The following is a 25586-nucleotide window of genomic DNA, read 5'->3' on the forward strand; positions in this document are numbered from 1 at the left end:
GGTAGAGATGCTTCGACTTCGCTCAGCACGACGTTCTACTTATCAGCCGGAAGCTAGCGCTGGCGCCTACAGCAGCTCCGTGCTACGCTTCACAAACTGCGTCAGCGCCTCGCCTTTCAGCAGGCCTTGCGAGAGCAGGGCCAGGTCGAAGGCTTGCTTGGCCAGCTTGTCGCCGCCGTCGGCCAGCACTTTCTGGGTGAGCGGGTGGTTGGCGTTCACGGTCACGTCGTACGACTCGGGGAAGGCGCCGAACATCTGCATGCCGCCCCCGCCGCCGGTGCGCTGCATGTCCTTCATGCGGCGCATGAACTCGTTTTGGGTGATGACCACGGGCGCATCCTGGGGCGAGAGGGCCACTACTTTCACGTGCATGGCCGGATTGGCAATGGCGGTGGTGTAGGTTTCCTCCAGCTTTTTCTGGTCGTCCTCGGTCAACACGCTTTCGGTGTTGTCGTCCTTCTCGATGAGTTTGCTCACCGTGTCGGCGTCGACGCGCTTGAAGCTGGTTTTTTCCAGCTTCTGCTCCAGCAGGCCTACGAAATGCGGGTCGAGCACCTGGTCGAAATTCAGCACGTCGTAGCCCCGCTCCTGGGCGGCAGCCACGAAGCTGTGCTGGTGTTCGGCGTCGTTGGTGTAGAGCACCACCGTGTTGTCGTTCTTGTCCTTCTGGTTGGCCTGGATGTGCTCGGTGTACTCGTTCAGCGTGAACAGCTTGCCGTCCACGTTCTTGAGCAGCACGAAGTCTTTGGCCTTGTCGTAAAACTTGTCGTCCGACAGCATGCCGTACTTCACAAACAGGCCGATGTCGGACCATTTTTCCTCGTAGCCGGCGCGGTCCTGCTTAAACAGGCTGCTCAGCTTGTCGGCCACCTTCTTGGTGATGTAGGTGTTGATTTTCTTCACCGCCGCATCGGCCTGCAGGAAGCTACGGCTCACGTTCAGCGGGATGTCGGGCGAGTCAATCACGCCGTGCAGCAGCATCAGGAACTCGGGCACCACGTCCTTCACCTCGTCGGTGATGAACACCTGCCGCGAGTAAAGCTGAATCTTGTTGCGCTGGAACTGCAGCTCGTCCTTCACCTTCGGGAAGTACAGAATACCCGTGAGGTTGAACGGGTAGTCCACGTTGAGGTGAATCCAGAACAGGGGCTCGTCCATGCTCATGGGATACAGCTCCTGGTAGAATTTCTTGTAGTCCTCGTCGGTCAGCTCCGAGGGCTGCTTGGTCCAGATGGGCGTGGTCTGGTTGATGACCTCGCCCTCGAACTCAATTGGAATGGGCAGGAACTTGCAGTACTTGGTGAGGATGGTGCGCAGGCGGGCTTCCTCCAGGAATTCGTCGGAGTCTTCGGCCACGTGCAGCACCACGTCGGTTCCGCGCTCGGCTTTGGCGTGCTCGCCGGTGGGCTCGTCGAGGGTGAATTCGGTGCTGCCGTCGCAGGTCCAGTGGGCCGTCAGGGTGTCGTCTTTGTACGACTTCGACCAGATTTCTACCTCTTTAGCCACCATGAAGGCCGAGTAGAAGCCCAGGCCGAACTGACCGATAATCTGGTCTTTGGTGTTGGCGTCCTTCTCCTTGTACTGCTCCACAAACTCGGTGGCGCCAGAGAAGGCAATCTGGTTGATGTACTTCTTGATTTCCTCGGCCGTCATGCCCAGGCCGTGGTCAGAAATCGTGATTTTGCGGGCTTCTTTGTCCACGGTCACGCGCACTTTCAGCTCGCCCAGGTCGCCCTGGTACTCACCCAGCTGGGCCAGGCTTTTCAGCTTTTGGGTGGCGTCGACGGCGTTCGAGACCAGTTCCCGCAGGAAAATCTCGTGGTCGGAATACAAGAACTTCTTGATGATGGGGAAGATGTTCTCGGTGTGGATGGAGATGGAGCCGGTTTCTTGCATGATGGTAAGAAGTGGAACGGTTGATGTCGGACGGAATGGCCGGGCACACAGGGCCGGGCCGCGTACTACACGGCATTCAAAGCCCGTTCCAAGGCGCGGGGCGCTGTCAGATTGACAGCGGAGCAGCGGCGGCCGTTAGTATTCCAGACCGGTCCAGTAGGTGGCGTGCGGTTCGCTCGCGCCGCCGTGCACGGGGCCGCGGCCGTGGGCGGCGTCCCATTCGGCCAGCAGGCCGGGCACGCGGCCGGAGTAGTCGCTGAGCCAGTGCAGGCCAGGCACGGCCGTCGAAAAAAACTGAATGTCGAACTTGATAAAAGGACGAAACAGCGCAATCAGCGAGTCGATGGCCAGCTGGTTGTGCACGCGCCGGCGGTTGATGGCCAGCACCATGCGCTCGATGGGCAGCTTGACGAGTGCGGGCATCCAGCCCACGCCCAGCCACATTTGGTCGTACACGGCAATGTCTGGAAACGTATTCATTTCCAGCAAAATATTCCGTATGCTGTGCTGATTTATGACTTCCAGCAGCTGCTCGGCGGCGCTGCGAAAAGCGCGCATGTCTTCGCCGGCGGCCCATTCCACGCGCAACAAGCTCAGGGCTTCGTCGTACTGGAGGGACAGGCTGGCAATGGTGGTGAGTATCACAAAAATTCCGGGACTTCATCGGCCCGAGCCCGGGCGCGCGGGGGGGTACGTAAAAATCCCCCCTTCCGGATTGCCGGCGGCGGCCGTTGGGCAACTTTTTTTTTTGACTGAGCAGCTTCAGCGGCTTTCATCCATCTTTGCACCGTGCAAGCCCTGCGTTCCCATTTAGCCCTGCTGCTGCTGCTCTGCCTCACGCGGACGCTGCTGCCCGAGGCGTGGATACTGGCGCTGCACCCGCACGCCCACACCACCGACGAGCCGACGGTTCGCCCCGGCACGCGGCAGCCGGGCAAGGCGCACCTGAGCGCCAAGCACCAGCACTGCGAGGTGGAGCAGTTCTACGACGTGGCGTACCAGCCAGCGGCCCCCACGGTAGCGCCCTTGCCCCGCCTCACGCCGCACTACCCGGCCGTCGCTGCTCCCCTGGCCATTCGGCCGGCAGTGGGGCCCCTGCCGCGCCTGCTGCTCCTGCGCGGGCCGCCCAGCCAAGCCTGATTCCGGCGTTTCCTTTTTCCTGGTTTCACGCTGACCGCCCCGTGCCGTGCCCCTGTGCCCGGCCGGGGCTGGCGGCTTTGGCTTATTTCTAATGTTTGTTTTTCTGTACCGATTGCCGTTGCTGACGGCATTGGCGGCGGCCCCGGCCGTGCTGTGGGCCCAGCAGCCCACCCTGCCCGCCGCCCGAGGCCGCGCGGCGGCCTCTTCCCTCACCGGCCGCGTCGTCGACGCAGCCAGCGGCGAAGCCCTGCCGGGCTCAACTGTTTTGTTTGACGACCTGAAGCAGGGCGCGGCCACCGGGCCTGACGGCAGCTTCAGCTTCAACAACCTGCCCCGCGGGCGCTTCACCATGCAGGTGCGCTCGCTGGGCTACAACACCGTGACGCAGACCGTGGACACGGGCAGCGGCCAGCCGCTGGAAATCAAGCTGACGGTGGCGGCTACGGAAATCGGCCAGGTAGTGGTCACGGGCGTGTCGCAGGCCACGCAGCTGCGGCGCTCGCCGGTGCCCACCTCGGTGGTCGACCGCACGCGCCTGAACCAGACTTCGGGCTCCAACCTTGTCGACGCCATTGCGCACACGCCGGGCGTGGCCCAGGTCACGACCGGGGCGGCCATCAGCAAGCCGGTGGTGCGCGGGCTGGGCTACAACCGCGTGGTGACCCTCAACAACGGCGCCCGCCAGGAAGGCCAGCAGTGGGGCGACGAGCACGGCATCGAGATTGACGAGTTCAGCATTGACCGGGCCGAGATTATCAAGGGGCCGGGCTCGCTGCTGTACGGGTCCGACGCCATGGCCGGGGTCATCAACTTCGTGGCGCCCGACCCGGTGGCCGAAGGGCGCATTATCGGCACGGCCACGGGCAGCTACCAGGCCAACAACCACCAGCAGGGCTATTCGCTGCTGAACGCCGGCAACCTTAACGGCGTGAACTGGCTGGTGCGCGGCACCCGCAAAGTGGCCGGCGACTACCGCAACCGCTACGATGGGCGCGTGTACAACTCCGGCTTCAATGAGTGGGACGCCAACGGCTACGTGGGCGTGAACAAAAGCTGGGGCTATTCGCACCTCACCTTCAGCAGCTTCAACCAGCAACTGGGCCTGACCGAAGGCACCCGCGACGCCAACGGCCGCTTCACCAAAGACGTGCCCGCCGGGCTCGACCACACCGGCGCCGACAGCACGGCGAGCGTGCCCGTGACCGACGCCGACCTGCGCGGCTACGGCCTGGCCGTGCCCCGGCAGCAAATCAACCACCTGCGCTTAGGCACCGACAACAACTTCATTCTGGGCGACCAGGGCGGGCGCCTCACCCTGCAGGTGAGCTACCAGCAAAACCTGCGGCGTGAGTTCGGCAACGTGTTCGACCCAGCCGAAAACTCGCTCTACTTCCAGCTGCGCACCGTGGACTATGCCCTGCGCTACTTCCTGCCCGAACGCAACGGCTGGAACGTGACCCTGGGCACCAGCGGCCTGCACCAGCAAAACCGCAACCTGGGCGTGGAATTCCTGATTCCGGCCTACCGCGCCAACGAAGGCGGCGTGTTTGGCGTGGTGAAAAAGACCTTTGGCGGGCTCGACCTGAGCGGCGGCCTGCGCTACGACGTGCGCCAGATTACGGCCGATGCGCTGTACCTGAACGCGGAAGAGCGGCCCGTGCCCGGCCCGCGCGCCGGCGCCGAAACCAAGTTTGCGGGCTTTGTGAGCAGCTACCGCAACTACAGTGGCAGCGTGGGCGCGGCCTACAGCCTGAGCGAGCGGCTGACCGTGAAGGCCAACCTGGCCCGCGGCTTCCGGGCGCCCAACATTGCCGAGCTGGCCTCGAACGGCAAGCACGAGGGCACGCTGCGCTACGAAATAGGCAACGAGAACCTGGCCGCCGAAACCAGCCTGCAAGCGGACGCTGGCGTGAGCTACGTGACGGACCACGTGCGCTTCAGCGTCGATGCCTTTGAAAACAGCATCAGCAACTACATTTTCACGCAGCGCCTGCTCACGGCCGGCGGCGCCGACTCGTTGCGCGACGACACGGGCGCGTTTAAGTATGCCCAGGGCCGGGCCCGGCTATACGGCGGCGAGGTCAGCCTCGACTTCCACCCCCACCCGCTGGACTGGCTGCACTTCGAAAACTCGTTTTCGATGGTGCGCGCCCGCCAGCTCGACGTGCCCGCCGACCAGCAGTACCTGCCCTTCATTCCGGCCGACCGGCTGCAGTCGGAGCTGCGGGCCAACTTCCGCCGCCAGGGCAAGCGCATCGCCAACCCCTACGCGCGCCTGCAGATGGAGCACACCTTCGCCCAGAACCGCTTCTTCTCGGCCTTCGACACCGAGACGGCCACGCCCGGCTATACGCTGTTCAACGCCGGGCTGGGCACCGACGTGGCCAATGCCCAGGGCCGGACGCTGTTTTCGCTCTACCTCACGGCCAATAACCTGTTCGACGTGGGCTACCAGAGCCACCTCAGCCGCCTGAAATACGCTGATTACAACGCCGCCAACGGCCGCTACGGCGTGTTCAACCAGGGCCGCAACGTGGGCGTGCGCCTGGTGGTGCCGCTGAGTTTTAAGTAGCAGCGGCTGACCCGTGCCGTTGGCGCTGGCCAACATAATCCACTAATTATAAGGCGTCTTGCTTTCTGTCGAAAAGCAAGACGCCTTAATTTTTTACCCGGCTGGGTGATAGTTGGGCCGGAAATGGATTAATTAGTGTAGCCCCGCCCGCCAATGACTGCCTCGCCCCACCTCTTGTCCGCCACCGCCCTGCGCGATGCCCTGCTTGCCAACCGCGAGCAGGCCCTGACCCGGCTCTACCGCCAGGCTTTCCCGGCAGTGCGCCGCTACGTGAGCCGGCACGGCGGCTCGGCGGAAGATGCCCAGGACGTGTTTCACGACGCGCTGGTGATTCTCTACGAGCAGGCCACCGGCGGCAGCCTCGTTCTGACGGCGGCGGCCAGTACCTACCTGGTGGGCGTGGCCCGCAACCTGTGGCTGCACGAATTGCGCCGCCGCGCCCGCCTGCCGCAGGATGCCCTGCCCGACGACCCCGCCCAGCTGCCCGCCGAAGCAGCGGACGCCCCGGAAGAGCCGGCCTTGGCCGTGCTCGACTACGTGGAGCGGCTGGGGGACCGGTGCAAGAGCATTCTGCTGGCGTTCTACTACTTCGGGCAGCCCCTGACCCGCATTGCCGCCGACCACCACTTCGGCTCGGTTCGCTCGGCTACGGTGCAGAAATTCAAGTGTCTGGAGCGGCTGCGCAATTCGGTGCGCCGGGCGTTCAGGTCCGAAACCGTTGATTACTAAGCCATGCGCCCCGAGCTCGAACACCTGCGTCTGATTGAGCAGCAACTGCTGCCCGGCCGCGCCGCCCTCCCGCCCGAGGACTGGAACCTGCGCCTGTTGCTGGATGGCGAGCTGGCCGCCGATACCGAAAAGCAGCGCCTGATGTACCAGGGCCTGCGCCTGGCCGGCCGCCGGCAGCTGCGGCAGGAGCTGCGCACCATCCACGCCCGGCTGTACGGTGGATGGCTTGGCCGGCTGCGTGCCCTCTGGCCGATGTAGAGACGCGACACTTCGCGTCTCGGCGCCCGCGCCGTTCTGAAATTGTTCAACGCTGAGACGCAAAGTGTCGCGTCTCCACATCCCTTTAATCATGGGCCTTTCATCCCTCGCGATTTCGCCGGGCAGGCACCGCTTTGCCTTTTCCATTCCACTTTTTTCCGATGCTGAACCGAACTGAATTCCGCAAATTTGCCGTGCACGGCCAAGGCCTTAATGGCCTGCGCGTCGACCATTACCTGAACCATGTCGAGGGGCTGGCCCGGCCTTACGTGCAGGGCATGACCCGCTCGGTTATTGAGGAGCGGCCCACGCGCTTCGCAGAAATCGACGTGTTTTCGCGCCTGATAATGGACCGCATCATCTTCCTGGGCCAGGCCGTCGACGACAACATTGCCAACATCATCAACGCCCAGTTGCTCTTTTTGGAGTCGGCCAACGCCAAGAAAGACATTCTGCTCTACATCAACTCGCCGGGCGGCTCGGTGTATGCGGGCCTAGGCATGTACGACACCATGCAGTACGTGCGGCCCGACGTGGCCACCATCTGCACGGGGCTGGCGGCCAGCATGGGCGCGTTTCTGCTCTGTGGCGGTGCCCTCGGCAAACGCTCGGCCCTGCCCCACGCCCGCGTCATGATTCATCAGCCTTCGGGCGGCGTGCAGGGCCCGTCGGCCGACATCGAAATCACGGCCCGCGAGGTGGTGAAGCTGCGCCAGGAACTCTACGGCATCTACGCCGAGCGCACCGGCAAAACCTACCAGCAAATCCACGACGACTCGGACCGTGACTACTGGATGCGGGCGGATGAAGCCAAGGAATACGGGCTGATTGACGAGGTACTGACGCGGCAGTAGTAAGCCTACAGACCTGCCAATGCACCCAATACGGCCGGATTACGTTCTCCGCATAGCGCCAACGCTTTCCTGCCATGCCCCACGACCACGCCCACGCCGGCCACCAGCACGCCGCCCCGCCGCCCGGCGGCGGCTTTAATGCCGCCTTCGCCATTGGCATTGCTCTGAACCTGGTTTTTGTAGTAGCCGAAACCGTGGGCGGCCTCTGGGCCAATTCCGCCGCCCTGCTCTCCGACGCCGGCCACAACCTGAGCGACGTGCTCAGCCTGGCCCTGGCCTGGGGCGCGGCCTGGCTGGCGGGGCGCCCGGCCACCCGGCGCTACACGTTTGGCTACCGCGGCGCCACCATTCAGGCGGCGCTGCTGAACACGGCCCTGCTCTACGCCGCACTGGGCTTCATTCTGTGGGAAACCATCGACCACCTGCGCCACCCCGAGCCCGTGAACGGCCGCTGGGTGATGTTTCTCGCAGGCATTGGCATCCTCATCAACGGCGTCACGGCTCTGCTTTTCCGCAGCGGGCAGAAGGGCGACGTGAACGTGCGCGGCGCCTACCTGCACATGCTCACCGATGCGCTGGTGAGCGTGGGCGTGGTGGCGGGCGGCGGCCTGGTGCTGCTCACGGGCTGGGCCTGGCTCGACCCGGTTATCAGCTTTATCATTCTGGCCATCATTGCCTATAGCTCCTGGGGCCTGTTGCGCGACAGTCTGCGCCTGGGCCTGCAGGCCGTGCCCGACGGCATCGACCCCGAAGCTGTGCACAACTACTTGTTGCAGCAGCCCGAAGTGCAGTCGGTGCACGACCTGCACATCTGGAGCCTCAGCAGCTCGGGGCACGACGCGGCCCTCATGGCTCACCTCGTGCGGCCCGGCGGCGCCGATGCCCAGTGGCTGGCCGCCCTCTCCAAGGGGTTGGAAGAGGAATTCCACATTCACCACAGCACGGTGCAGGTGGAAGACGGCCCCACGCCCGGCGGCTGCCACAGCGGCTGCAACGACCCCAAAGGCACGGCCGAAGCGCTGTTAACGCATCAGTAAGCGCACAGAAGACGTCCGCAGGCGAAAGTTGGTGCTACATTTCGCCATGCAAGCTTCCTCTTCTGGTAAAACCGGACTCTTTTCCGCGGCCGTCATTGTGGCCGCTCTCGGCTACTTCGTTGACATATACGACCTTATCCTGTTCAGCATTGTCCGCGTTCAGAGCCTGACGGAGCTGGGCGTGGCGCCGGGCACGCCCGAAATGACCAACCAGGGCCTGTTCCTCATCAACATGCAAATGGGCGGCATGCTGCTCGGCGGCATTTTGTGGGGCATTCTGGGCGATAAGCGGGGACGGCTGTCGGTACTGTTCGGTTCCATTCTGCTGTATTCGCTGGCCAACATCGCCAACGGCTTCGTCACCACCATCGACCAATACGCCTGGCTGCGGCTCATTGCCGGCATCGGCCTGGCCGGCGAGTTGGGCGCGGGCATCACGCTGGTCAGCGAAAGCCTCTCGAAGGAGCAGCGTGGCTACGGCACCATGATAGTGGCCACCGTGGGCGTGAGCGGGGCCATGCTGGGCTACTGGGTGGCCAAGTTTGGCTGGCGCCCGGCCTACTTTGTGGGCGGCGGGCTGGGCCTGGCCCTGCTGGTGCTGCGCGTGAGCGTGTTCGAGTCGGGCATGTTTCAGCAGGTGCAGGCCCAGACCGAGGTGGTGCGCGGCAATTTCCTGAGCTTGTTCACCAACCCCGCGCGCCTGGGCAAGTACCTGCGCGTGCTGCTGATTGGGGTGCCGCTGTGGTTTGTGGTGGGCATTCTGGTGACGCTGGCGCCGGAGTTTGGCAAGGCCCTGGGCATCAGCGGCAACGTAGAGGCGGGGCTGGCCGTGTTCTGGTGCTACTTCGGGCTGGTGTTTGGCGACTTCGCCTCCGGGGCGCTCAGCCAGCTGTGGCATTCCCGCAATAAGGCGCTGAAAGTGTTTCTGGGCTTCTGTGCCACGCTGGTGGGCGTGTATCTGTTTGGGGTGAAGGGCGCTACGCCCACCGTCTTCTACGCCGTGTGCTTTGTGCTGGGCGTGTCGGTGGGCTTCTGGGCGCTATTTGTGACGGTGGCCGCCGAGCAGTTTGGCACCAATCTGCGGGCCACCGTGGCCACCACCGCGCCCAATTTCGCCCGCGGCGCCGTGGTGGGCCTGGTGCCCGCCTTCAAGGCCCTGAGCGGGGCACTGGGTTTTATTCCGGGGGCGGCCGTGCTGGGCGGCCTCACGCTGGTGGTGGCCTTCTGGGCCGTGAGCACCCTGCCCGAGAGCTACGGCAAGGACCTGGATTATGTGGAAGAATAAACCTGCTGAAAATCAATAAATAACCAACTTACGCTCAGGGCCTGCGTTTGAAGGTGCAGTCAGCCGTTGGCTGGCCGTAACCCCTTCCCATGAAAAGCCTACTCTTCGGCGCAGTCCTTGTGGCGGCCCTCACCGCCACCTCCCTCGCCCACGCCCAAACCGCGCCCGCTCCCGCGCCCGACCCGGCCGCGCCCGCTCTCACCCCGAGCAGCAAGCCCAGCGCGCCGCCGATGCCAAGGCCACCTACGACGCTCAGAAGCAGCAAAGCAATAGCAGTGACCAAGCCGTGCGCGACAGCCGCACCCAGCTCAAGGAAAACGCCAGCCAACAAAGCGACCTCAAGCGCCAGCTGAAAGAGCAGCGCGCCGCCGAAAAAGCCCAGAAAGCCCAGCTGAAAGAGCAGCGCCGCACCGCCAGCGAAGCCAAGAAGCAGGAGCGCGCCGCCCGCGCCATGGCCAAAGCTGAAAAGCAGCGCGCCAAGGAAATGAAGTAAACGCGCAGTCACTACGTCGTATTCGTGGAAAACTCCGGCTCCGGCCGGAGTTTTCTTTTGCCCCATTCCAGTCCTCACCCCCTACTTTCACCTCTTCAAATACCCTGCTCCCGTATGGCCACGCCCACCAAAAACACCGCCATGTATTACCCGTGGCACCACTTTGTGCTGCTGCCGCTGGCCTTGCTCATGGCTGGCTACGCCGTGCTGCGCTACACCAAAGTGGCCGGCGACGACGACCAGATAGCCCGGCTGTGGTTCACGGTGGCAGCACTGGCCGTCATCGGCCTCGGGGTGCTCCTGATGCTGCGCCAGCACTACGCCCTGCAGCTGCAGGACCGCATTTGCCGGCTCGAAGTGCGCCAGCGCTACTTTGAAGTGAGCGGCCAGCGTTTCGCTCCGCTCGAAAAGCAGCTCACCCTCAGCCAAATCTTGAGCCTGCGCCTGGCCGGCGACGCCGAGCTGCCCGCCCTGGCCCAGGCCGCTGCGACGGAAAAGCTTTCGCCAAAAGACATTCAGGCCCGTATTACCGATTTTCAGTTCGACGCCATGCGCGTGTGATTCAATGGGTGAATGGGCGAAGGAGCGAATGGGTGAATGATTTTCACCTTCCAGTCTGCGCCTCCGATTCATTCACCCATTCACTCCTTCGCCCATTCACCCATTGCCCCATGATTCTCTACAACGTCACCAGCAGCATTGAGCCCTCCGTGGCCGACGAATGGCTGGATTACATGCGCACCACCCACATGCCCGAGGTGATGGAAACCGGCTTTTTCCTCAAAAGCCAGCTCTGCCGCCTGCTCAATGAGGAAAACGACGGCATCACCTACGCCGCCCAGTACTACTGCCTGAGCGTGGAGCAGTTGGAGCAGTACCAGGAGTTGTGCGCCCCGGCCCTGCGCGCCGACATGGAAAAGCATTTTGCCGGCCGGTACGTCTCGTTCCGCACCGTGCTCGAAGTGGTGGAATAGACTGCGGTGGCGCAGCGGCCAGCGGGCACGAAAACGCCTTCAGTGCTGTTAAAAATGCACTGTATGAAAAACATCATCTTCTTCGGCGACAGTCTCACTGCGGGTCACGGCCTGCGCGCCAGCGAAAGTTTCCCCGCCCTGCTTCAGCAGCGCCTCGACGAGCAACACCTTCCTTATAAAGCCTACAACTACGGCGTGAGCGGCGAAACCAGCGCCGGCGGCCGCCAGCGCCTGGCCTCCGTGCTGGCCCGCCACCCCGTCGACGTGTTCGTGCTGGCCCTCGGGGCTAACGACGGCATCCGCGGCATTCCGGTGCGCGAAACCACCCAGAACCTGCAGTTTATCATCGACGCCGTGCGGCGCCAATATCCGGAAGCGCAGCTCGTGCTAGCCGGCCTGGAATTCCCCTTCGACCTGGGCCCGCTGGGCGGCCACCGCTTGGCGCACTACGCCACCGAGTTCAAGGCCCTGTTCCGGACCTTGGCCGAGAAAAACAGCCTGCCTTTCGTGCCCTTCCTGCTGCAGGGCGTGCTGGGCCGCCGCGAGCTCAACCTCCCCGATGGCGTGCACCCCAACCCGGCTGGCCAAAAAATCCTGGCCGAGAACGTGTGGCAGGTGCTGGGCCCGCTGCTCAGGCAGCCGGTTTTGTAACCCTACTCGTTTGTCATCCCGAGCGCAGCGAAGGACCTTATTACGCCAGAACTTTCTAACGTGATAAGGTCCTTCGCTGCGCTCTGGATGACAGGTGGTTAACGGATGTTACTGTTCCTCAAAACCCAAACAAATTTCCCTGCACCGGCTGCGGGATGATGAAGGGTGGCGGCACGGCAATGCCCGTGAGCAGGCGTATTTTTTCCAGAAAGTATTGGGCGAAGACCGGCGCGTGGCGCACGTCTTTCTGGTGGATGAAGAAATAGATGTCGTGCACGCCCTGGGCCACCCAGGCGGCCAGGCGCTCGGCCCAGGCGTCGGCGCGCTGGTAGTCGGTGCTGTGCAGGCCGTGGCCGTTGAAGCGAATGAAGGCCACCGACGTGGTGAGGCGCATGGGCAGCACGTCGCGCCGGCCGGCCACGTCGGTTATCACCAGCGTTTTGTTGAGGGCTTCGAAGGTGGCGAATACGGCATCGGCCAGCACCGGGTCGGAGTACCAGCGCGGGTGGCGCAGCTCTACCGCCAGCGGCACCGACTCCGGAAAGTCGAGCAGAAACCGTTCCAGCCGCGGCAGGTGCTCGGGGCCAAAATGGGGCGGCAGCTGCAGAAAAGCCCAGCCCAGGTTCTCTTCCAGCGCCGCGAAGGCCCGCTCCATGGGCACCACCAGGTCGTCGGCCTGAAACAGCTCCCGCTCGTGGCTGATGCTGCGCGGCAGCTTGGGGCAAAACTTAAAATTGGGGCCCACGGCCTCGCGCCAGCGCCGCACCGTGCCCGCATCGGGAATGCGGTAGTGCGTGGTATTCAGCTCGATGCTGTTGAACTGCTGCGCGTAGTAGTGCAGGTAGTCGGGCTCCTTGATGCCGGCCGGGAAATAGCTGCCCAGCCATTCCTTATTGGTCCAAATGGGGCAGCCCACGTGCAAACGAGCGGGCGCGGGCTGCGCAGGACGGGCCCGGGCCAGCACGCGGGCGGTTTCGGGGTGGTCGGGCGGCAGCCGAAAATCAACGTAGCGTAAGTCGGGCAGACGGCCGAAATCCATGGGGCAAAGGTAGCGCTTGGGGTGGAGCGGGCAGGCACTGCGCTTACGAAAAAACGGGGACTTTTGCAACCGGGCTTCGAAGAAGGCGGCGCTCCGAATGCCCGAATTTTATACCCGTCGCATAATCTAATTTTTGCACCTGCGCAATGGGTTGGCCTCGTTTCAACAAAATATAGTTTGAGGCGACCTCAAGGCTACTTTCAAGGCCAACACGAAGATTAATTAAATGCAAGTTTTCTAAATAAAGGACAATTTTCGACCTAATTCAATTAGTAGACGGATTGGAAACTTAGCATTCGCTTGGCGGGCTAGGCCTATGTTTGTTTTGCTCACCATCTGCAAAACGCATGATTTTATTTCGTCCCTCGGTAGTACTCGTCCTTTCCAGTTGCTTCTTTTTTCTGCTGACTTTCCTGGGCGCCCCGGCGCACGCCACCACTGCCCGTGGCACCCGCAAAACAGCAATTTCTGCCCCCAGCGCCGCCGGCACCACGGTATTGCGCGGCCGGGCCTCCTGGTACGCGAGTAGCTTTCAGGGACGACGCACCACCAGCGGGGAGCGTTACAACCGTTTTAAGTACACCTGCGCCCACAAAACCCTGCCTTTCGGCACCCGCCTGCGGGTCACCAATGTGAAGAACGGCAAGTCGGTGGTGGTGCGCGTGTCCGACCGTGGCCCCTTCCGCCACCAGCGCATTCTGGACCTGTCCGAAATTGCCGCCCGCCCGCTGGGCATCACCGAATGCGGCGCCGCCACCGTGGTGGCCGAAGTAGTGTCCGAAACCACGCCCCTGGGCCCCGCCACCACGCCCGACAACCTGGCCGCCCTCTACGCCGCCGACCCCAACCCCGACGCCGCTTTCACGACCTACCTGGTGCCCGCTGCGATTGACTCGGCTGCTTCGACCGTGAAGCCAGCGCTGGTGGCCGCATCGGCTACCCCCAAGGGCAAGGCCATCTCGCCGGCCGAAGCCGTGAACTGCCCGGTGGGCTTCCTCATTCAGGCCGGCTCGTTTGTGGATGCCGCCAACGCCCAAGCCGTGCAGGCCCGCATCAAATCCCTGCTGCCCGACGTGAACGTGACCATTTCGCAGGAGCTGCTCGACGGCCGGCAGCGCAGCCGCGTGCTGGTGGGCAACTTCGGTGAAAAGCCAGAAGCCGAAGCCGTACGCCAGCAGATGCTGGTGTGGGGCATTGGCGGGCTGGTGCGCGAAGTGGCGCTGCGGTGAGGCAGTTGCTTGTTATTGGTTGTCTGTTGTTAGGCAGCAAGCGTAAAAAGCTGCCATAGACATTGACTATGAACTACCATATGAAGGCCAATTGGCGACATTGTCGTTAATTGGCCTTTGCTTTTGCTCAATGACCTGGCAACCGACAACAAGCAACTGACAACTAGTATGATTAAAGCCCTGTTGGCCCTGGCTGCCAGTCTGACCCTGGTGTGGGTGCTCAACACCAAGCACGGCGATTTGCCGCCGTTTGGCAAGCTGCTGAGCCCCTACCGCGGCTTCTGGCAAAACGGCGAGGCGGCCGGTGACTTTCCGGCGCAGCAAACCCTGAAGCTGCCGGGCCTGCAGGCGCCCGTGACCGTGCGCTACGACGACCACCGCGTGCCGCACATTTTTGCCCAAAACGACCACGACCTGTACTTCGCCCAAGGCTACCTCACGGCCCGCGACCGGCTCTGGCAGATGGATTTCGTGACCCACGTGGCCGCCGGGCGGCTGGCCGAAATCGTGGGCCCGGCCCGGCTCGAAACCGACCGGTTTTTCCGGCGCATGGGCCTGCCCTTCGGCGCGGCCAATTCGCTGAAGGCGATGATGGCCAACCCCACTACCAAGGTGGTGCTGGATTCCTACTCGGCGGGCGTCAACGCCTACATCGGCCGGCTCACGCCGAGCACACTGCCGTTTGAGTACAAGCTGCTGGACTACCAGCCCGAGCCCTGGGAGCCGCTGAAGTGCGCGCTGCTGCTCAAGTACATGGCCTGGGACCTGAGCGGCCGCACCGACGACCTGCGCATGAGCAACATCCTGCGCAAGTACGGCCCGGCCGTGACCAAAGACCTGTTTCCGGACTACCCCACCCGCGAGGACCCCATCGTGCCCGTGGGCACGCCGCTGGATTTTAAGCCGCTGGCGGCGCTGCCGGTGCCCAAGTCGTTTGAGGTGGCCTACGCGGCCCAACAGCTGCGCGACGAGCCCGACCCCGAGCTGGGCTCCAACAACTTTGCGGTGAGCGGCGATAAGTCGGCCTCGGGCTACCCGCTGTTGGCCAACGACCCGCACCTGCAGCTGAATTTGCCCAGCATCTGGTACCAGGTGCAGCTGAGCGCGCCGGGCGTGAACGTGTACGGCGTCACCATCCCCGGTGCGCCCACGGTCATCATCGGGTTTAACGAGCAGGCCGCCTGGGGCGTAACCAACGTGGCGGCCGACGTGCTGGACTTCTATCAGTTGAAGTTTAAGGACAACGCCATGCGCGAGTACTGGCACGACGGCCGCTGGAAGCCGGCGCGCCGCGTGGTGGAGCACATCAAGGTGCGCGGGCAGCCCGACCGACTCGACACGGTGCTCTACACCCATCACGGCCCGGTGGTGTACGACAAGCCCGAAAAGCCTTTCCTGAACCAGACGCCCATTGCCCATGCCATGCGCTGGACCGCCCACGACGGGGCCGACGAGATAATGACGCTGTACCGGCTCAACCGCGCCCGCAGCTACGCCGACTACACCGCCGCGCTGGCCTCGTGGGGCTCGCCGGCGCAGAACTTCATTTTTGCGGATAATGAGAAGGACATCGCCATCTGGCCCAACGGCCGGTTTCCGCTGAAGTGGCGCGACCAGGGCAAGTTCATCCTCGACGGCACCGACCCGGCCTACGACTGGCAGGGCTGGATTCCGCAGGCCCAGAACCCCCACGTGAAAAATCCGGCGCGCGGCTTTGTGAGCTCGGCGAACCAGTTTTCGGCCGGCCCCGACTACCCCTATTACCTGAACTGGACCTTCGGCAGCTACGAGCGCGGCCACCGCATCAACGAGCGCCTGGCGGCTATGAGCCGCATCACGCCCGACAGCCTGCGCGCGCTGCAAAACGACGTGCTCGACCTCAATGCCCAGCTCATGCTGCCGCGCCTGCTGGCGCTGGTGACGGATGCAGCCGGCGCCACGCCCCCGGCCGCCAATTCGCCCGAAGCCCAGGTGCTGGCCGAAATGCGCCGCTGGCGCTACCAATACACCGCCGATGCCATCGGGCCCAGCGTGTTCAACTTGTGGTACAACGACTTGGTGAAGCGGCTGTGGGAAGATGATTTCCCCAACGACCCCAAGGGCCCGGCCTACCGCTACCCCGCCCGCGACCGCACCAATACCCTCATTCTAAACGAGCCCAATTCGCCCTGGGTCGATGACCGCCGCACTTCGGCCAAGGAAACGCTGCCCCAGCTGGCGCTGCAAAGCCTGCACTTTGCCACCGACTCCCTCACCCGCAAGTTCGGCCCGCTCTCGCCTAAATGGCGCTGGGCCAGCCAGAAAAGCACCGACATTCTGCACCTGCTTCAGCTCCCCGGCTTCGGGCAAATGGACGTGGACTGCGGCGGCGGCGCGGGCATCGTGAACGCCACCTCGGAGCGCAACGGTCCCTCCTGGCGCATGGTGGTGGCGCTGGGGCCGCAGGTGAAGGCCTACGGCGTGTACCCCGGCGGCCAGAGCGGCAACCCCGGCTCGCCCTACTACAACAACATGCTGGAAACCTGGCGCGTGGGCCAGCTCGATGAGCTGGTATTTCTGCGCTCGGCTCAGGAAGCCAACCCGCGGGTGAAGGCCGCCTGGACCTTAAGCGGCAGGTAGGTAGTTCCTGAGCGCCCTTCGTTTCTGCGTACCCTTCGCCTTTTCTGCTACAACAATGCTCCGCTCGTTCTCATTGCCCAGCCATCCATTTGCCTCACTGCTCTTCTTGTGCGTGGTGCTTGCAACTGCAACGCCGGCGAGGGCCCAGACGACGCCATCCACCAGCCAGGCAACACCGCCCGAAATTGAGAAAATTGAGGGCCAAGTGTATACCTACGTGGAACAAATGCCCCAGCTGCCCGGTGGCGGGGGCAACCGGGCCATTGTACTGGCCATTCAAGGCCTCATCAAGTACCCGCGCCAGGCACTTGCTCAGGGTATTCAAGGCCGTGTGTTGGTCAATTTCACTGTAGGCAAAAAAGGAGTGGTGCGCGACGTTCGCATTGCCCAGGGGATTGGCGGCGGGTGCGACGAGGCCGTCTTGGAGGCCGTTCGGCAGTTGCCGCGCTTCAAGCCCGGCATGCAGCAGGGCAAACCCGTCGCTGTGAGCTTCACAGTGCCCATCACGTTTCGGCTCCCCAGTGGCGGCGCCGTGGAAGCGCCGCAGGTGTACGCCCTCGTCGACCAAATGCCGGAGCTGCCCGGCGGCGGGGGCACCGCGGCCATTGCGCGGGCGCTGCAGCAGGCACTGGTGCTGCCCGCCGAACTTCCCGCCGCCGGAAAACCCAACAAGGTCTTCGTGGGCTTTATCGTGGACCCCAGCGGCACGGTGCACGACATCAAAGTAGTGCGGAGCCTCAACGCCTCGTGTGATGCCGCCGCGATAGCCGCCGCCGAAAAGCTGCCGCGCTTCGTGGGCGGCAAGCTGAATGGCAAGCCCGTTTCGGTGAGCTACGTAGCGCCCGTTGTGTTTGCTGCCCCAGCGGCAGAAGAGGCCAAATAGCGCCCTGCTTATCAACCCGGCGGCTTTTCTGCTTTTGCCGAGTCACTTGTGGCACCTTCTTGTGCCGCTCCAAATAGGAAAGCTTCCGTTCGGCTTGCGTTTGGCCGCGCTATAAATTTGCGACATGGCTTCCTCGGCTTATCCTTCCACACCGCCACCCATTTCCTTCGTCTCCCAGCCGCTCTTTTGGCTCGTCCTCTTCCTGGTCACGGCCATCTCGCACGCAGCGGCCGCCCAGTACTACGGCCGCTACGAGCCCGACACGGCGCAGGTATTCAGCTACGTGGAGCAGATGCCGGCCCTGCCCACCGGCGGCGGCAACCTGGCCCTGGTAAAAGCCGTGCAAAAGCAGGTGCAGCTGCCCGCCGAGGTGCGCGAGGGCCGCGTAGAAGGCCGCGTGTTTGTGCGCGTGGTGGTGGGGGTGAGCGGCGTGGCCCGGCAGGCGGCCGTGGTGCAGTCTCTGAGCCCCGCCTGCGACGCCGCCGCGCTGGTCGCCGTGCACCGTATGCCGCGCCTTGTGCCCGGCCGCTACAACGGCCAGCCCGTGGCCACGCTGCTCACCGTGCCGGTTATGTTTCTCTCGCCGCGCCACGTATTCGCCGCCAACGAGGTGGCGCAGGCGGCCCGCTTTCCGGGCGGGGAGGCCGCGCTGGAGCAATACGTGCAAAAGAACCTGAGCACGCCCGACGAAGTGCGCCTGCGCGACTTGCAGGGCCGCGTCGTGGTGCGCTTCGTACTGAAGCCAGACGGCCGCGTGGGCGCCACCGAGGTAATGAGCCCGCTCTGCGCCAGTTGCGACGAAGAAGCCCTGCGCCTGGTGCGCAGCCAGCCGCGTTGGCAGCCCGCGCTCGGCTACGACGACCAGCCCGTAGCCGTGTACCAAACGCTGAACATCTGGTTTCGGCCCCCGGCCCCGGCGGCCGGCACTGCGCCGCCCGTGCCCGAAAACCAGGTATATAGCCAGGTGGAACAAATGCCGGAGCTGCCGGGCCAAGCTGGCCCCAGCGCTTTGCAATCTGCTCTGCAAGAGCTTATTCATTATCCCGAGCGCGCCGCCAATGGCACAGGTCAGGTCAGTTTTGTGGTGGAGCCCGACGGCCGCGTGACCCGGCCCGTGATGCTCAAAAGCATTGCCGGGCCCGTGGACGAGGCCGTGGTGGCGGCCGCGCTGCGCCTGCCGCGGTTCACGCCCGGGCGGCACCGCGGGCAGGCCGTGGCGGTGCGGCTAGTGGTGCCGGTGCTGGTCGATATCCGGTAGCCCCCGGTCCTACGGCAAAGCCGCCCGACTGGGGCTCGCCTGCGGGCATAAAAAAAGCGGCACCTATTACTAGGCGCCGCTTTTTAAAGGGCTGTACTAAAGCCTATTTCTTATCCTGGTCTTTGCCACCCAGCTGACGCTTGTTGTCGCGGTTGCTCACGTCGTGGGCTTCGCCTTCGTGGTCGTCGCTGCTGGCGCGGTTGATGAGCACCACAGCCACGGCAGCCAGGGCCGCAATGCCCACCACCATTTGCGTGGGCGTGAAGCGCTGTGCGGCTTTGCGCAGCAGCACGCCGCCGTTTTTCAGCAGGTCATCCATGTGGTCGTGGTTGCCCTGAAACACGTGGTAGGCGCTCTCGAAGGTGCGGGCGAGGTCTTCGGGCAGGATTTTTTCGAGTTGTTGTTCGATTTGCGCTTCCATAAAGAAGGGAATGAAGGAGGAGGTGAAAGGAAAGCAGAGCACAATCAGGCTCCGAAAAATCCTCTACGCAAAAGGACTTGGCGGGGCTACCTTTTCAGTCACTTTTGCACAAAAAACCGCCAATAGCACCGGCCACCTCCCTGAGGCGAGGCCAGCACTATTGGCGGTTGTATTCTGACGGTTAGCGGGCTTACTCAACCACTACAATGCGCGAGCCGGAGCGGCTGGCTTCGCGCACCTGGCAGTAGTAGGCGCCGGGGGCCAGGCCACTCAGGTCCAGCGGCAGCTGCTGGGCGCCGCGGGGCAGCTCGCGGTCCACGGCGCGGCGCACTTCACGGCCCAGCGTGTCGAGCAACACCACCTGCACGTGGCCGCCGGCGCTGTCGTAGGCCACGGTGGTGCGGCCGTCGCGCGGCACCGGGTTCGGGTACACCGTGAAATCGGCCACCTCGGCCGGGCTGGCGGTGCCCAGCAGGGCGCCGGGCCGCAGGACGGGCACGTAGGGGAAGCTGCGCCCAAACAACTGCGTGAGCGTGGCCGGCGTCACCTGGAACCAGTCCTGCAAGATGCTGGTGTAGACGCTGCGGAAATCGAACTGCATGGCCACGTTGTCGTTCACGCCGGCGTTGGCGGGCAGCGTGGGATTGGGGCCGTGCACCATGGGGTTTACCTTGGTGCCGAACACCAGCAGCGGGGCCGCCGCGCCGTGGTCGGTGCCGTTGCCGGAGTTCGACTTGATGCGCCGCCCGAATTCCGAGAACGTGAGGCCCACTACCCGGTCCTGCACCGAATGCCGCCGCAAATCGTCCTGAAAGGCGTTCACGGCCTCTGCAATCTTACCCAGCAGGGTGGCGTGGGTGCCAGTAGTGGTGCTGCCCGTGGTAGGCACCTGCAGGGTGTGGGTATCGAAGCCGCCCAACGTGCACACGTAGATGCGCGTTTGCAGGCCGCCGGATACCAGCTGAGCCACTATTTTGAGCTGGTCGGCCAGGGAGTTCTGCCCGGCCGCGGGATACAAGGGCGAAAGCGTTTGCGCGCGCGCCGCGGCGGCCTGAATGGCCGTGGTGTATACCTGCGTCTGGCTCACCACCTGCCGAATGAACGTGAGCTCGTGCCCGGCCGGCGTGTTGGGGGCGGCATCCACCCCGCCGCTCAGCAGCTGCAGAAACGACGAGGTGCTGGCAATGGCCATGCCCATGTTCACGCTCGGGCCCTGCACGCAGTTGCTCACCACCGAGCCGATGCTGATGGCCAGCGGGTCGGGGTTCTGGGCATTGGGGAAGCCCATGGGAAAGCCGGGGTATTCGCCGTCGAGGTAGCGGCCGGCCCAGCCCGTGGTCAGCGTCACGTTCGAGTCGGAGCCCGAGGTCCAGATGTCGGTGGCCCGGAAGTGCGAGAAGTTGGGGTTGGGGTAGCCCACGCTTTGCACCACGCCCACCTGCCCGTTCTGGTAGAGGTTGTGCAGCGCCGCCATGGCCGGGTGAATGCCCGTGGCCGTGGTGAGCGGCAGCACCGACGTCTGGGGCAGGGCAATGTTGCCGCGCGCCGCCATCAGGGCCGGGTACTGGTCCAGCGGAATTATCATGTTCAGGCCGTCATTGCCGCCCTGCAGCTGAATGATGACCAACACCTTGTCCGACTGCGTGGTGGCGTTGGTGAGGGCCGCCAGCTGCGGCGAATAGCCATAGGCGCCAATGGGCATGCCGCTCAGCAGGGCGGTGCCGGCCGCCGCAGCGGCCGTGGTCTGTAAAAAATCGCGACGCTTCATAGTGAGGGAGCCGGTGGCGTTAAGACAAATGGTATTCGGCCAGGCCCATCAGGGCACGCAGCATGGCTTGCAGCTTGGTGGTCACGGCAGCTTTCTTGGCCGTGTTGGTAGGCGCGGCCTGATACTGCTGCCACTCCACGGTCCACTCAAAGTCGGGCAGGCCGGGCAGCAGCGCCGACTTCAGGAAGGTGAGCTGGTTGGCCGTCAGCGCAATGGGCACCATCAGCCGCACAAACTCGGCAATGAGCAGGTTGCAGTCCGAAGCCGTGGCGGCCGGCATGGCCAGCGTGAGCGCCAGCGGGTCAATCACGATTTTGACGCTGTTGCGCGTGTAGCCGCTGCCAATCAGCAGGTCCGTAATCTGGTTGCGGCGCGGCAGCGTCACAGCGTTTATCCACAGCTCGTGGAACTGCGGGGTTTGGTAGTAGGCCGCCCAGCCGGCCACGTTGGGCGGGTCGCCGAGGGTTTGCTGCTGCAGGGCCACCACGCCGTTGAGGTAGTTCCACATGCCGTATTGGGCCACCACGCTGGTGGCGGCCGTCGGAAACGCTATCTGCATCTGCCGGCACAGGCCCACCGTGAAATCGAGCGGGCTCTTGATGAGGCAGCCCATGTTCAACGCATCGAAGAAATGCTCGGAGCTCAGCAGGGCGCGCAGCACCGGCGCCACCTCGTAGTTGTTCTGAATCAGCAGCGTGGCCAGGGGCTGAATGATGTCGGTTTCCACCTGCGCATCAATCACATAGTACACAAACCAGCGGTAGAGCTTGCGCACCAGAAACCGCGCCGTTTCGGCCTGCTGAAAAATCAGGTTCACCAGGTCGATGTATTCGTTGGCGCCGTTGGGCGCGATGCGGGCGTTGCCGAAGGCCGACGAAAACACCTTGGTGGTGCCATCGTGGCGGCTGGCGGTGAAGTAGCTGCCTACCGGCGCCGCCTGGTCGCGCCAGCCCGTGAGCACCTTGGCGGCGGCCTGCACGTCGGCTTCGGTGTAGTTGGTGTAGTTGCCGGGCGCAATCAGCGGCCCCTTGCCCACGGTGAAGAGCTCCAGCAGCTCGCGGCCGTAGTTCTCGTTGGGGGCGCCGGCGGTGCTCTGGTTGCCGTTGAGGTAGCGCAGCATGGCCGGCGTGATGGTCACGTCCTTGGCCAACTGCTTCACGTTACCCAGGGCGTGCTGGCGCAGCAGCCGGCAGTACTCGTAGCCCATGCGGGCATCGTTGATGTCGCCCAGCTCCACCACGAAATGGTTGTGCCAGAACAGCGTCATCTTTTCGGCCAGCGAGGCGCCCTGGCCCAGCAGCTGCCCCAGCCACCAATCGCGCAGCGAGGTGCGCCGCACGCCCTCAAAATTCTGGTCAAACACCTGCGCCGTCCACGTCTGGCCGATGGGCACGCTGGTGTCGGTGGTCGACACGTTCACGGGCGGGTCGGGGGCAACAGGAGCCGTAAGCAGGCCGTTAAGCACGGCCGATAAGCTGGAAGCTGCCGCGGCTTGTATGTCGGGCCGCGTGGGGCCAAACATAGTCCGCCGTAGCAGGTGCGCGGCTTGCTCATAGCCCCATGGGCCCACATAGGGCGCCAGCGTGCTCGTGGCCCGCGACAGCCCGGTGGGCAGCACCTTGTTGGCGTAGCGGCTCACCTTTTCGGGCGGGTCCTGCGCGGCCGTGGCGGCCGTTGGCAATGCCATTGCTGCAACCGGAGTCTTGAGAACAGTGGCGTTTCGCTGGAGGAAAAGTCTACGATTCATAAGCAGGCAGGGGAAAAAAAGCCAAAAGCAAAGAAATTCAACCACCCACAGGCTTACTCTTAAAAGCCAACGGTTTACCATGGACCCACGAAGCCCCAGCAGGTTTAACTTCAATATCCAACTTTCTTAATAGAACCACCATTGCCTTCTCTGCCAATGGCTCCAAAGTCTCGGTAAACACCTAAAAAAAAGCGCCCGGCCGCAGGGGCCGGGCGCTTTGCCTTGCACATCGGTGCGGGGCGCTTAGTTGTCGGTGCCGTCGGCCTCGGCGGCGGCGCGCACGCGGCCGGCAGCGTAAAAATTGCGGTGGTAATACGGCTGGTTCAGCGAACTCACCATCACGCCGCCGTTGGTGGCGGAGTGGGCAAACTTGCCGTCTTTCAGGTAGATGCCTACGTGGTAAATCGGGCCTTTGCCCCGGCGGAAAAACACCAAGTCACCGGTTTCCATCTCGGCCTTGGCCACCCGCTTGGTGGTGCTGAACATGGCGCGCGACGAGTGCACCAGGTTGATGCCGTACACCTCCCGGAACACGCGGGTCACGAAGCCGGAGCAGTCGGTGCCTTTGCGCGAGTTGCTGCCATACGAATAGGGCGTCCCAATCCAGTCGGTCACGGTGCGAAGCAGGTCCTTGTTCTCGTCGAACGCCAGGCGCAGGCCCAGGGTTTGGGCATAGTAGTGGTAGGCCAGCGAGTCGCGCGAGGCGGCCAGTTCGGCGGCGGTGGGCGCGGCGGGCTTTTCTACGGGCGTATTGGCGGGCGTGCCGGCGGGTTTAATGGGCTCACTCATCGTCAGGGCCGGAAGCAGCGATGCTTCGGCTACGGCCGGTGCCGCGGTGGCACGAGCCGTGGCCGAAGCATCGGGAGCACGTTCGAAGAAGAAAGAGAGGGCCATGGAGCCAGCGGCGAGGCAATACAGAATGCTATGTTTCATTGTCCGTCGTTAGGGGTTGGGAGCACAAATCCGGGTTCTTGCAAAGTCGCAAAAAGAGCCGGGCTAGTAGTTTTCTTAGGCGATAGGCGAAGCCGTGCTGGGCCGGATGAAAAGAAGGGAAAAAGCAGTCGGACCGGGAAAATTATATTCCCCTTAGAATTGGTCGTTGGGTAAAGCTAGCCTAAACTTTTGATAAGCTCCACACTTTTTGTGAAAAAAATTCAAATTTTCTTTATTAAAGTCAATTTATTAGTTGAATAATATTTTTTATGCTTGCAACCATGGCTTCTGCTTTGCCGTAATAGCGCGGCTTCACTATTTCGCTATCTTGCTTTATGCAAAATCTCCGAACCTGGACCCGTTCTCCCCTCGCCCGCATAGCCCGCATGGTGTTGCGCGCCCCCCGCGTGGCCATGGTGGTGGGCCAGACCGTGCACCTGAGCGGCGCCACTCGCGAGGAGTTTCTGGCCGATGCCGAATGGGTAGCCCACGAAGCCGTGCACCTGCGCCAATACAAGGAGCACGGCCTGCTGCCCTTCCTCTGGAAATACCTCGTGGAGTCGGCTCGGGTGGGCTATTTCCACAACAAGTATGAAGTGGAGGCGCGCGAAGAAGCACGCCGCGTGGTGCTCGCCGACCCGGCCCACGTGCTCCGGCCCTTGCCCCGGCACGCCAGCCAAGCCTAAGGCCGCCCTGCCCGGCTGGCTAGGGTGGTGGAAATAGCGGGTTTGAGCCAACGTTGGCCAGGCAAAAGATTGAGTGCTAACGCAACTTATCCCGACGGACTTACGAATAAAAGCCCCCGTAGCCCTCGCGTTACGCCTAGCTTTTTCTTTCTATTTCCACCTCCACTTTTCCTTCCTTTCACCATGGATAACCAACCCAATCAACCGGGCTCGCCGATGGCGGGCGACGACGTGCGCAACCAAAACGCCGGCACCCCCACCGGCAGCACCGGCCTCGGCAACGACGCCGCAACCGGCAGCAGCCGCAAAGCGGCTTCGGGCCGCAGCACCAGCAGCGCGCAGAACACTTCGGCCAGCGCCGACGCTTCGAGCCAGACCTCTGCCAACGCCGGCGCTGACCGCCAGGGCGAAGGCCAGCAAACCAATGGCGACCAAGCCAACCTGCTCGATACGGCCATGGAAAGCGGCAAAAAATGGATTCAGGACTCGGGCGTGCTCGACAGCGTGAACCAGTTGCCGCAAGGCGTGAAGGACTGGGGCTCGCGGGCACTGTCGCGCGTGGGTGAGCTCAGCACCACTCAGAAAGTAGTGGGCGGCGCCATTCTGGCCGCCGGCTTAGGCTGGCTGGCCCTGCGCAAAGGCGGTAAGCCGTCGGACAGCACCTCGCGCTCTGACTATGGCCGCCAGAGCAGCGGCAGCTACGGCCGCCGCAGCTACGGGTACCAAGCCCCCGATGCCTCCACCAGCCGCCGCACGGCCTCAGGCGCCAGCAGCCGTCAGGATAGCGGCTCGCCCTACGGCAACAGCGGCAGCCGCTACGGCGGCAGCGGCTCTAGCTACGACAATTCCAGAAATTCGAGCTACGGCAGCAACAGCGGCTCCAGCCACAACAGCGGCAGCAGCTACAGCAGCAGCTCCACCAACGCCGACCGTGGCCACAGCAGCAACAGTGGCATTCTGGGCGGCAGCGGCCGTTCGGACAGCGGCTCGGGCTTCGGCTCGTCTTCGTCGGGCAGCGGCGACTCCGGTGCCCGCACCTCCGAAAACAGCTACCGCAAAAACGACGACTTCCGCAGCATCGAATAGACCGCCGGCGGATTGACCACAAAAAAGC

At 63.6% G+C, this 25586-nt stretch carries 24 protein-coding genes; 17 read left to right on the plus strand and 7 right to left on the minus strand.

The annotated features are described in order from the left end of the window. Positions 1 to 66 precede the first annotated feature (66 nt). Complete coding sequence (htpG, locus tag MUN81_RS00805) at positions 67 to 1896, minus strand: molecular chaperone HtpG (protein ID WP_245114508.1); 1830 nt, start codon at positions 1894 to 1896, stop codon at positions 67 to 69. Between the two features lie 135 nt (positions 1897 to 2031). After that, the gene (locus MUN81_RS00810) at positions 2032 to 2541 is read right to left on the minus strand and encodes a hypothetical protein (RefSeq protein ID WP_245114509.1); all 510 of its coding nucleotides are present in this window, start codon (positions 2539 to 2541) and stop codon (positions 2032 to 2034) included. A 144-nt stretch (positions 2542 to 2685) separates the two neighbouring features. Here MUN81_RS00810 and MUN81_RS00815 point away from each other — a divergent pair, with 144 nt between their 5' ends. From MUN81_RS00815 to MUN81_RS00865, 11 genes are all read left to right on the plus strand, one after another. Then, entirely contained in the window at positions 2686 to 3036 is a 351-nt protein-coding gene (locus MUN81_RS00815) for a hypothetical protein (protein WP_245114510.1), read from the plus strand. Positions 3037 to 3127: 91 nt separating this feature from the next. After that, a complete protein-coding gene (locus MUN81_RS00820) occupies positions 3128 to 5608 on the plus strand; it encodes a TonB-dependent receptor (RefSeq protein WP_245114511.1) in 2481 nt (826 codons plus the stop codon). 174 nt (positions 5609 to 5782) lie between these two features. Next, a complete protein-coding gene (locus MUN81_RS00825) occupies positions 5783 to 6337 on the plus strand; it encodes a sigma-70 family RNA polymerase sigma factor (protein WP_245114512.1) in 555 nt (184 codons plus the stop codon). A gap of 3 nt (positions 6338 to 6340) precedes the next feature. Continuing rightward, a complete protein-coding gene (locus MUN81_RS00830) occupies positions 6341 to 6595 on the plus strand; it encodes a hypothetical protein (protein ID WP_245114513.1) in 255 nt (84 codons plus the stop codon). 161 nt (positions 6596 to 6756) lie between these two features. Next, on the plus strand, positions 6757 to 7449 hold the full coding sequence (locus MUN81_RS00835; protein WP_280638247.1) for an ATP-dependent Clp protease proteolytic subunit: 693 nt from the start codon (positions 6757 to 6759) through the stop codon (positions 7447 to 7449). 74 nt (positions 7450 to 7523) lie between these two features. After that, entirely contained in the window at positions 7524 to 8486 is a 963-nt protein-coding gene (locus MUN81_RS00840; protein WP_245114514.1) for a cation diffusion facilitator family transporter, read from the plus strand. A 46-nt stretch (positions 8487 to 8532) separates the two neighbouring features. Then, positions 8533 to 9771, plus strand: a complete 1239-nt coding sequence (locus MUN81_RS00845; RefSeq protein WP_245114515.1) for an MFS transporter — start codon at positions 8533 to 8535, stop codon at positions 9769 to 9771. 286 nt (positions 9772 to 10057) lie between these two features. Then, positions 10058 to 10264, plus strand: a complete 207-nt coding sequence (locus tag MUN81_RS00850) for a hypothetical protein (RefSeq protein ID WP_245114516.1) — start codon at positions 10058 to 10060, stop codon at positions 10262 to 10264. A 114-nt stretch (positions 10265 to 10378) separates the two neighbouring features. Next, complete coding sequence (locus MUN81_RS00855) at positions 10379 to 10825, plus strand: DUF6526 family protein (protein ID WP_245114517.1); 447 nt, start codon at positions 10379 to 10381, stop codon at positions 10823 to 10825. 110 nt (positions 10826 to 10935) lie between these two features. Beyond that, positions 10936 to 11238, plus strand: a complete 303-nt coding sequence (locus tag MUN81_RS00860; protein ID WP_245114518.1) for a DUF4286 family protein — start codon at positions 10936 to 10938, stop codon at positions 11236 to 11238. Positions 11239 to 11301: 63 nt separating this feature from the next. Continuing rightward, positions 11302 to 11889, plus strand: coding sequence for an arylesterase (locus MUN81_RS00865; RefSeq protein ID WP_245114519.1), 588 nt, complete (start codon positions 11302 to 11304; stop codon positions 11887 to 11889). A gap of 118 nt (positions 11890 to 12007) precedes the next feature. Here MUN81_RS00865 and MUN81_RS00870 read toward each other — a convergent pair whose 3' ends face one another. Then, entirely contained in the window at positions 12008 to 12928 is a 921-nt protein-coding gene (locus MUN81_RS00870; protein ID WP_245114520.1) for a DUF72 domain-containing protein, read from the minus strand. Positions 12929 to 13275: 347 nt separating this feature from the next. On the opposite strand from MUN81_RS00870, the gene MUN81_RS00875 reads away from it, so the two are divergent. The 4 genes from MUN81_RS00875 to MUN81_RS00890 all read left to right on the plus strand — a co-directional run bounded on the left by MUN81_RS00875 (position 13276) and on the right by MUN81_RS00890 (position 18917). Then, positions 13276 to 14157 carry a septal ring lytic transglycosylase RlpA family protein gene (locus MUN81_RS00875; RefSeq protein ID WP_245114521.1) on the plus strand — a complete coding sequence of 294 codons (882 nt, stop codon included), beginning with the start codon at positions 13276 to 13278 and terminating at the stop codon, positions 14155 to 14157. Between the two features lie 168 nt (positions 14158 to 14325). After that, a complete protein-coding gene (locus MUN81_RS00880; RefSeq protein ID WP_245114522.1) occupies positions 14326 to 16776 on the plus strand; it encodes a penicillin acylase family protein in 2451 nt (816 codons plus the stop codon). Between the two features lie 55 nt (positions 16777 to 16831). After that, positions 16832 to 17659, plus strand: coding sequence for a TonB family protein (locus tag MUN81_RS00885; RefSeq protein ID WP_245114523.1), 828 nt, complete (start codon positions 16832 to 16834; stop codon positions 17657 to 17659). A 124-nt stretch (positions 17660 to 17783) separates the two neighbouring features. After that, positions 17784 to 18917, plus strand: a complete 1134-nt coding sequence (locus MUN81_RS00890) for an energy transducer TonB (RefSeq protein WP_245114524.1) — start codon at positions 17784 to 17786, stop codon at positions 18915 to 18917. 103 nt (positions 18918 to 19020) lie between these two features. Here the strand turns inward: MUN81_RS00890 and MUN81_RS00895 are convergent, their stop codons facing one another. From MUN81_RS00895 to MUN81_RS00910, 4 genes are all read right to left on the minus strand, one after another. Next, on the minus strand, positions 19021 to 19338 hold the full coding sequence (locus MUN81_RS00895; RefSeq protein WP_245114525.1) for a hypothetical protein: 318 nt from the start codon (positions 19336 to 19338) through the stop codon (positions 19021 to 19023). Between the two features lie 190 nt (positions 19339 to 19528). After that, positions 19529 to 21106, minus strand: coding sequence for a DUF1501 domain-containing protein (locus tag MUN81_RS00900; RefSeq protein ID WP_245114526.1), 1578 nt, complete (start codon positions 21104 to 21106; stop codon positions 19529 to 19531). A 19-nt stretch (positions 21107 to 21125) separates the two neighbouring features. Beyond that, positions 21126 to 22793, minus strand: a complete 1668-nt coding sequence (locus MUN81_RS00905) for a DUF1800 domain-containing protein (protein ID WP_245114527.1) — start codon at positions 22791 to 22793, stop codon at positions 21126 to 21128. A 303-nt stretch (positions 22794 to 23096) separates the two neighbouring features. Then, entirely contained in the window at positions 23097 to 23786 is a 690-nt protein-coding gene (locus tag MUN81_RS00910; RefSeq protein WP_245114528.1) for an NlpC/P60 family protein, read from the minus strand. Between the two features lie 335 nt (positions 23787 to 24121). Between MUN81_RS00910 and MUN81_RS00915 the strand changes: the two genes are divergently transcribed. Beyond that, complete coding sequence (locus tag MUN81_RS00915; RefSeq protein WP_245114529.1) at positions 24122 to 24472, plus strand: hypothetical protein; 351 nt, start codon at positions 24122 to 24124, stop codon at positions 24470 to 24472. A 183-nt stretch (positions 24473 to 24655) separates the two neighbouring features. Beyond that, positions 24656 to 25558 carry a hypothetical protein gene (locus MUN81_RS00920; protein ID WP_245114530.1) on the plus strand — a complete coding sequence of 301 codons (903 nt, stop codon included), beginning with the start codon at positions 24656 to 24658 and terminating at the stop codon, positions 25556 to 25558. Positions 25559 to 25586 lie beyond the last annotated feature (28 nt).

Source organism: Hymenobacter sp. 5317J-9, from assembly GCF_022921075.1.
Classification (GTDB): domain Bacteria; phylum Bacteroidota; class Bacteroidia; order Cytophagales; family Hymenobacteraceae; genus Hymenobacter.

What these genes read in the sequence shown, in the direction of transcription:
- MUN81_RS00830 (WP_245114513.1), top strand. Translation starts at nt 6,341, where the DNA reads ATGCGCCCCGAGCTCGAACACCTGCGTCTGATTGAGCAGCAACTGCTG.
- MUN81_RS00835 (WP_280638247.1), top strand. Translation starts at nt 6,757, where the DNA reads ATGCTGAACCGAACTGAATTCCGCAAATTTGCCGTGCACGGCCAAGGC.
- MUN81_RS00870 (WP_245114520.1), bottom strand. Translation starts at nt 12,928, where the DNA reads ATGGATTTCGGCCGTCTGCCCGACTTACGCTACGTTGATTTTCGGCTG.
- MUN81_RS00920 (WP_245114530.1), top strand. Translation starts at nt 24,656, where the DNA reads ATGGATAACCAACCCAATCAACCGGGCTCGCCGATGGCGGGCGACGAC.
- MUN81_RS00865 (WP_245114519.1), top strand. Translation starts at nt 11,302, where the DNA reads ATGAAAAACATCATCTTCTTCGGCGACAGTCTCACTGCGGGTCACGGC.
- MUN81_RS00860 (WP_245114518.1), top strand. Translation starts at nt 10,936, where the DNA reads ATGATTCTCTACAACGTCACCAGCAGCATTGAGCCCTCCGTGGCCGAC.
- MUN81_RS00820 (WP_245114511.1), top strand. Translation starts at nt 3,128, where the DNA reads ATGTTTGTTTTTCTGTACCGATTGCCGTTGCTGACGGCATTGGCGGCG.
- htpG (WP_245114508.1), bottom strand. Translation starts at nt 1,896, where the DNA reads ATGCAAGAAACCGGCTCCATCTCCATCCACACCGAGAACATCTTCCCC.
- MUN81_RS00915 (WP_245114529.1), top strand. Translation starts at nt 24,122, where the DNA reads ATGCAAAATCTCCGAACCTGGACCCGTTCTCCCCTCGCCCGCATAGCC.
- MUN81_RS00845 (WP_245114515.1), top strand. Translation starts at nt 8,533, where the DNA reads ATGCAAGCTTCCTCTTCTGGTAAAACCGGACTCTTTTCCGCGGCCGTC.
- MUN81_RS00880 (WP_245114522.1), top strand. Translation starts at nt 14,326, where the DNA reads ATGATTAAAGCCCTGTTGGCCCTGGCTGCCAGTCTGACCCTGGTGTGG.
- MUN81_RS00905 (WP_245114527.1), bottom strand. Translation starts at nt 22,793, where the DNA reads ATGGCATTGCCAACGGCCGCCACGGCCGCGCAGGACCCGCCCGAAAAG.
- MUN81_RS00840 (WP_245114514.1), top strand. Translation starts at nt 7,524, where the DNA reads ATGCCCCACGACCACGCCCACGCCGGCCACCAGCACGCCGCCCCGCCG.
- MUN81_RS00900 (WP_245114526.1), bottom strand. Translation starts at nt 21,106, where the DNA reads ATGAAGCGTCGCGATTTTTTACAGACCACGGCCGCTGCGGCGGCCGGC.
- MUN81_RS00910 (WP_245114528.1), bottom strand. Translation starts at nt 23,786, where the DNA reads ATGAAACATAGCATTCTGTATTGCCTCGCCGCTGGCTCCATGGCCCTC.
- MUN81_RS00895 (WP_245114525.1), bottom strand. Translation starts at nt 19,338, where the DNA reads ATGGAAGCGCAAATCGAACAACAACTCGAAAAAATCCTGCCCGAAGAC.
- MUN81_RS00890 (WP_245114524.1), top strand. Translation starts at nt 17,784, where the DNA reads ATGGCTTCCTCGGCTTATCCTTCCACACCGCCACCCATTTCCTTCGTC.
- MUN81_RS00875 (WP_245114521.1), top strand. Translation starts at nt 13,276, where the DNA reads ATGATTTTATTTCGTCCCTCGGTAGTACTCGTCCTTTCCAGTTGCTTC.
- MUN81_RS00855 (WP_245114517.1), top strand. Translation starts at nt 10,379, where the DNA reads ATGGCCACGCCCACCAAAAACACCGCCATGTATTACCCGTGGCACCAC.
- MUN81_RS00885 (WP_245114523.1), top strand. Translation starts at nt 16,832, where the DNA reads ATGCTCCGCTCGTTCTCATTGCCCAGCCATCCATTTGCCTCACTGCTC.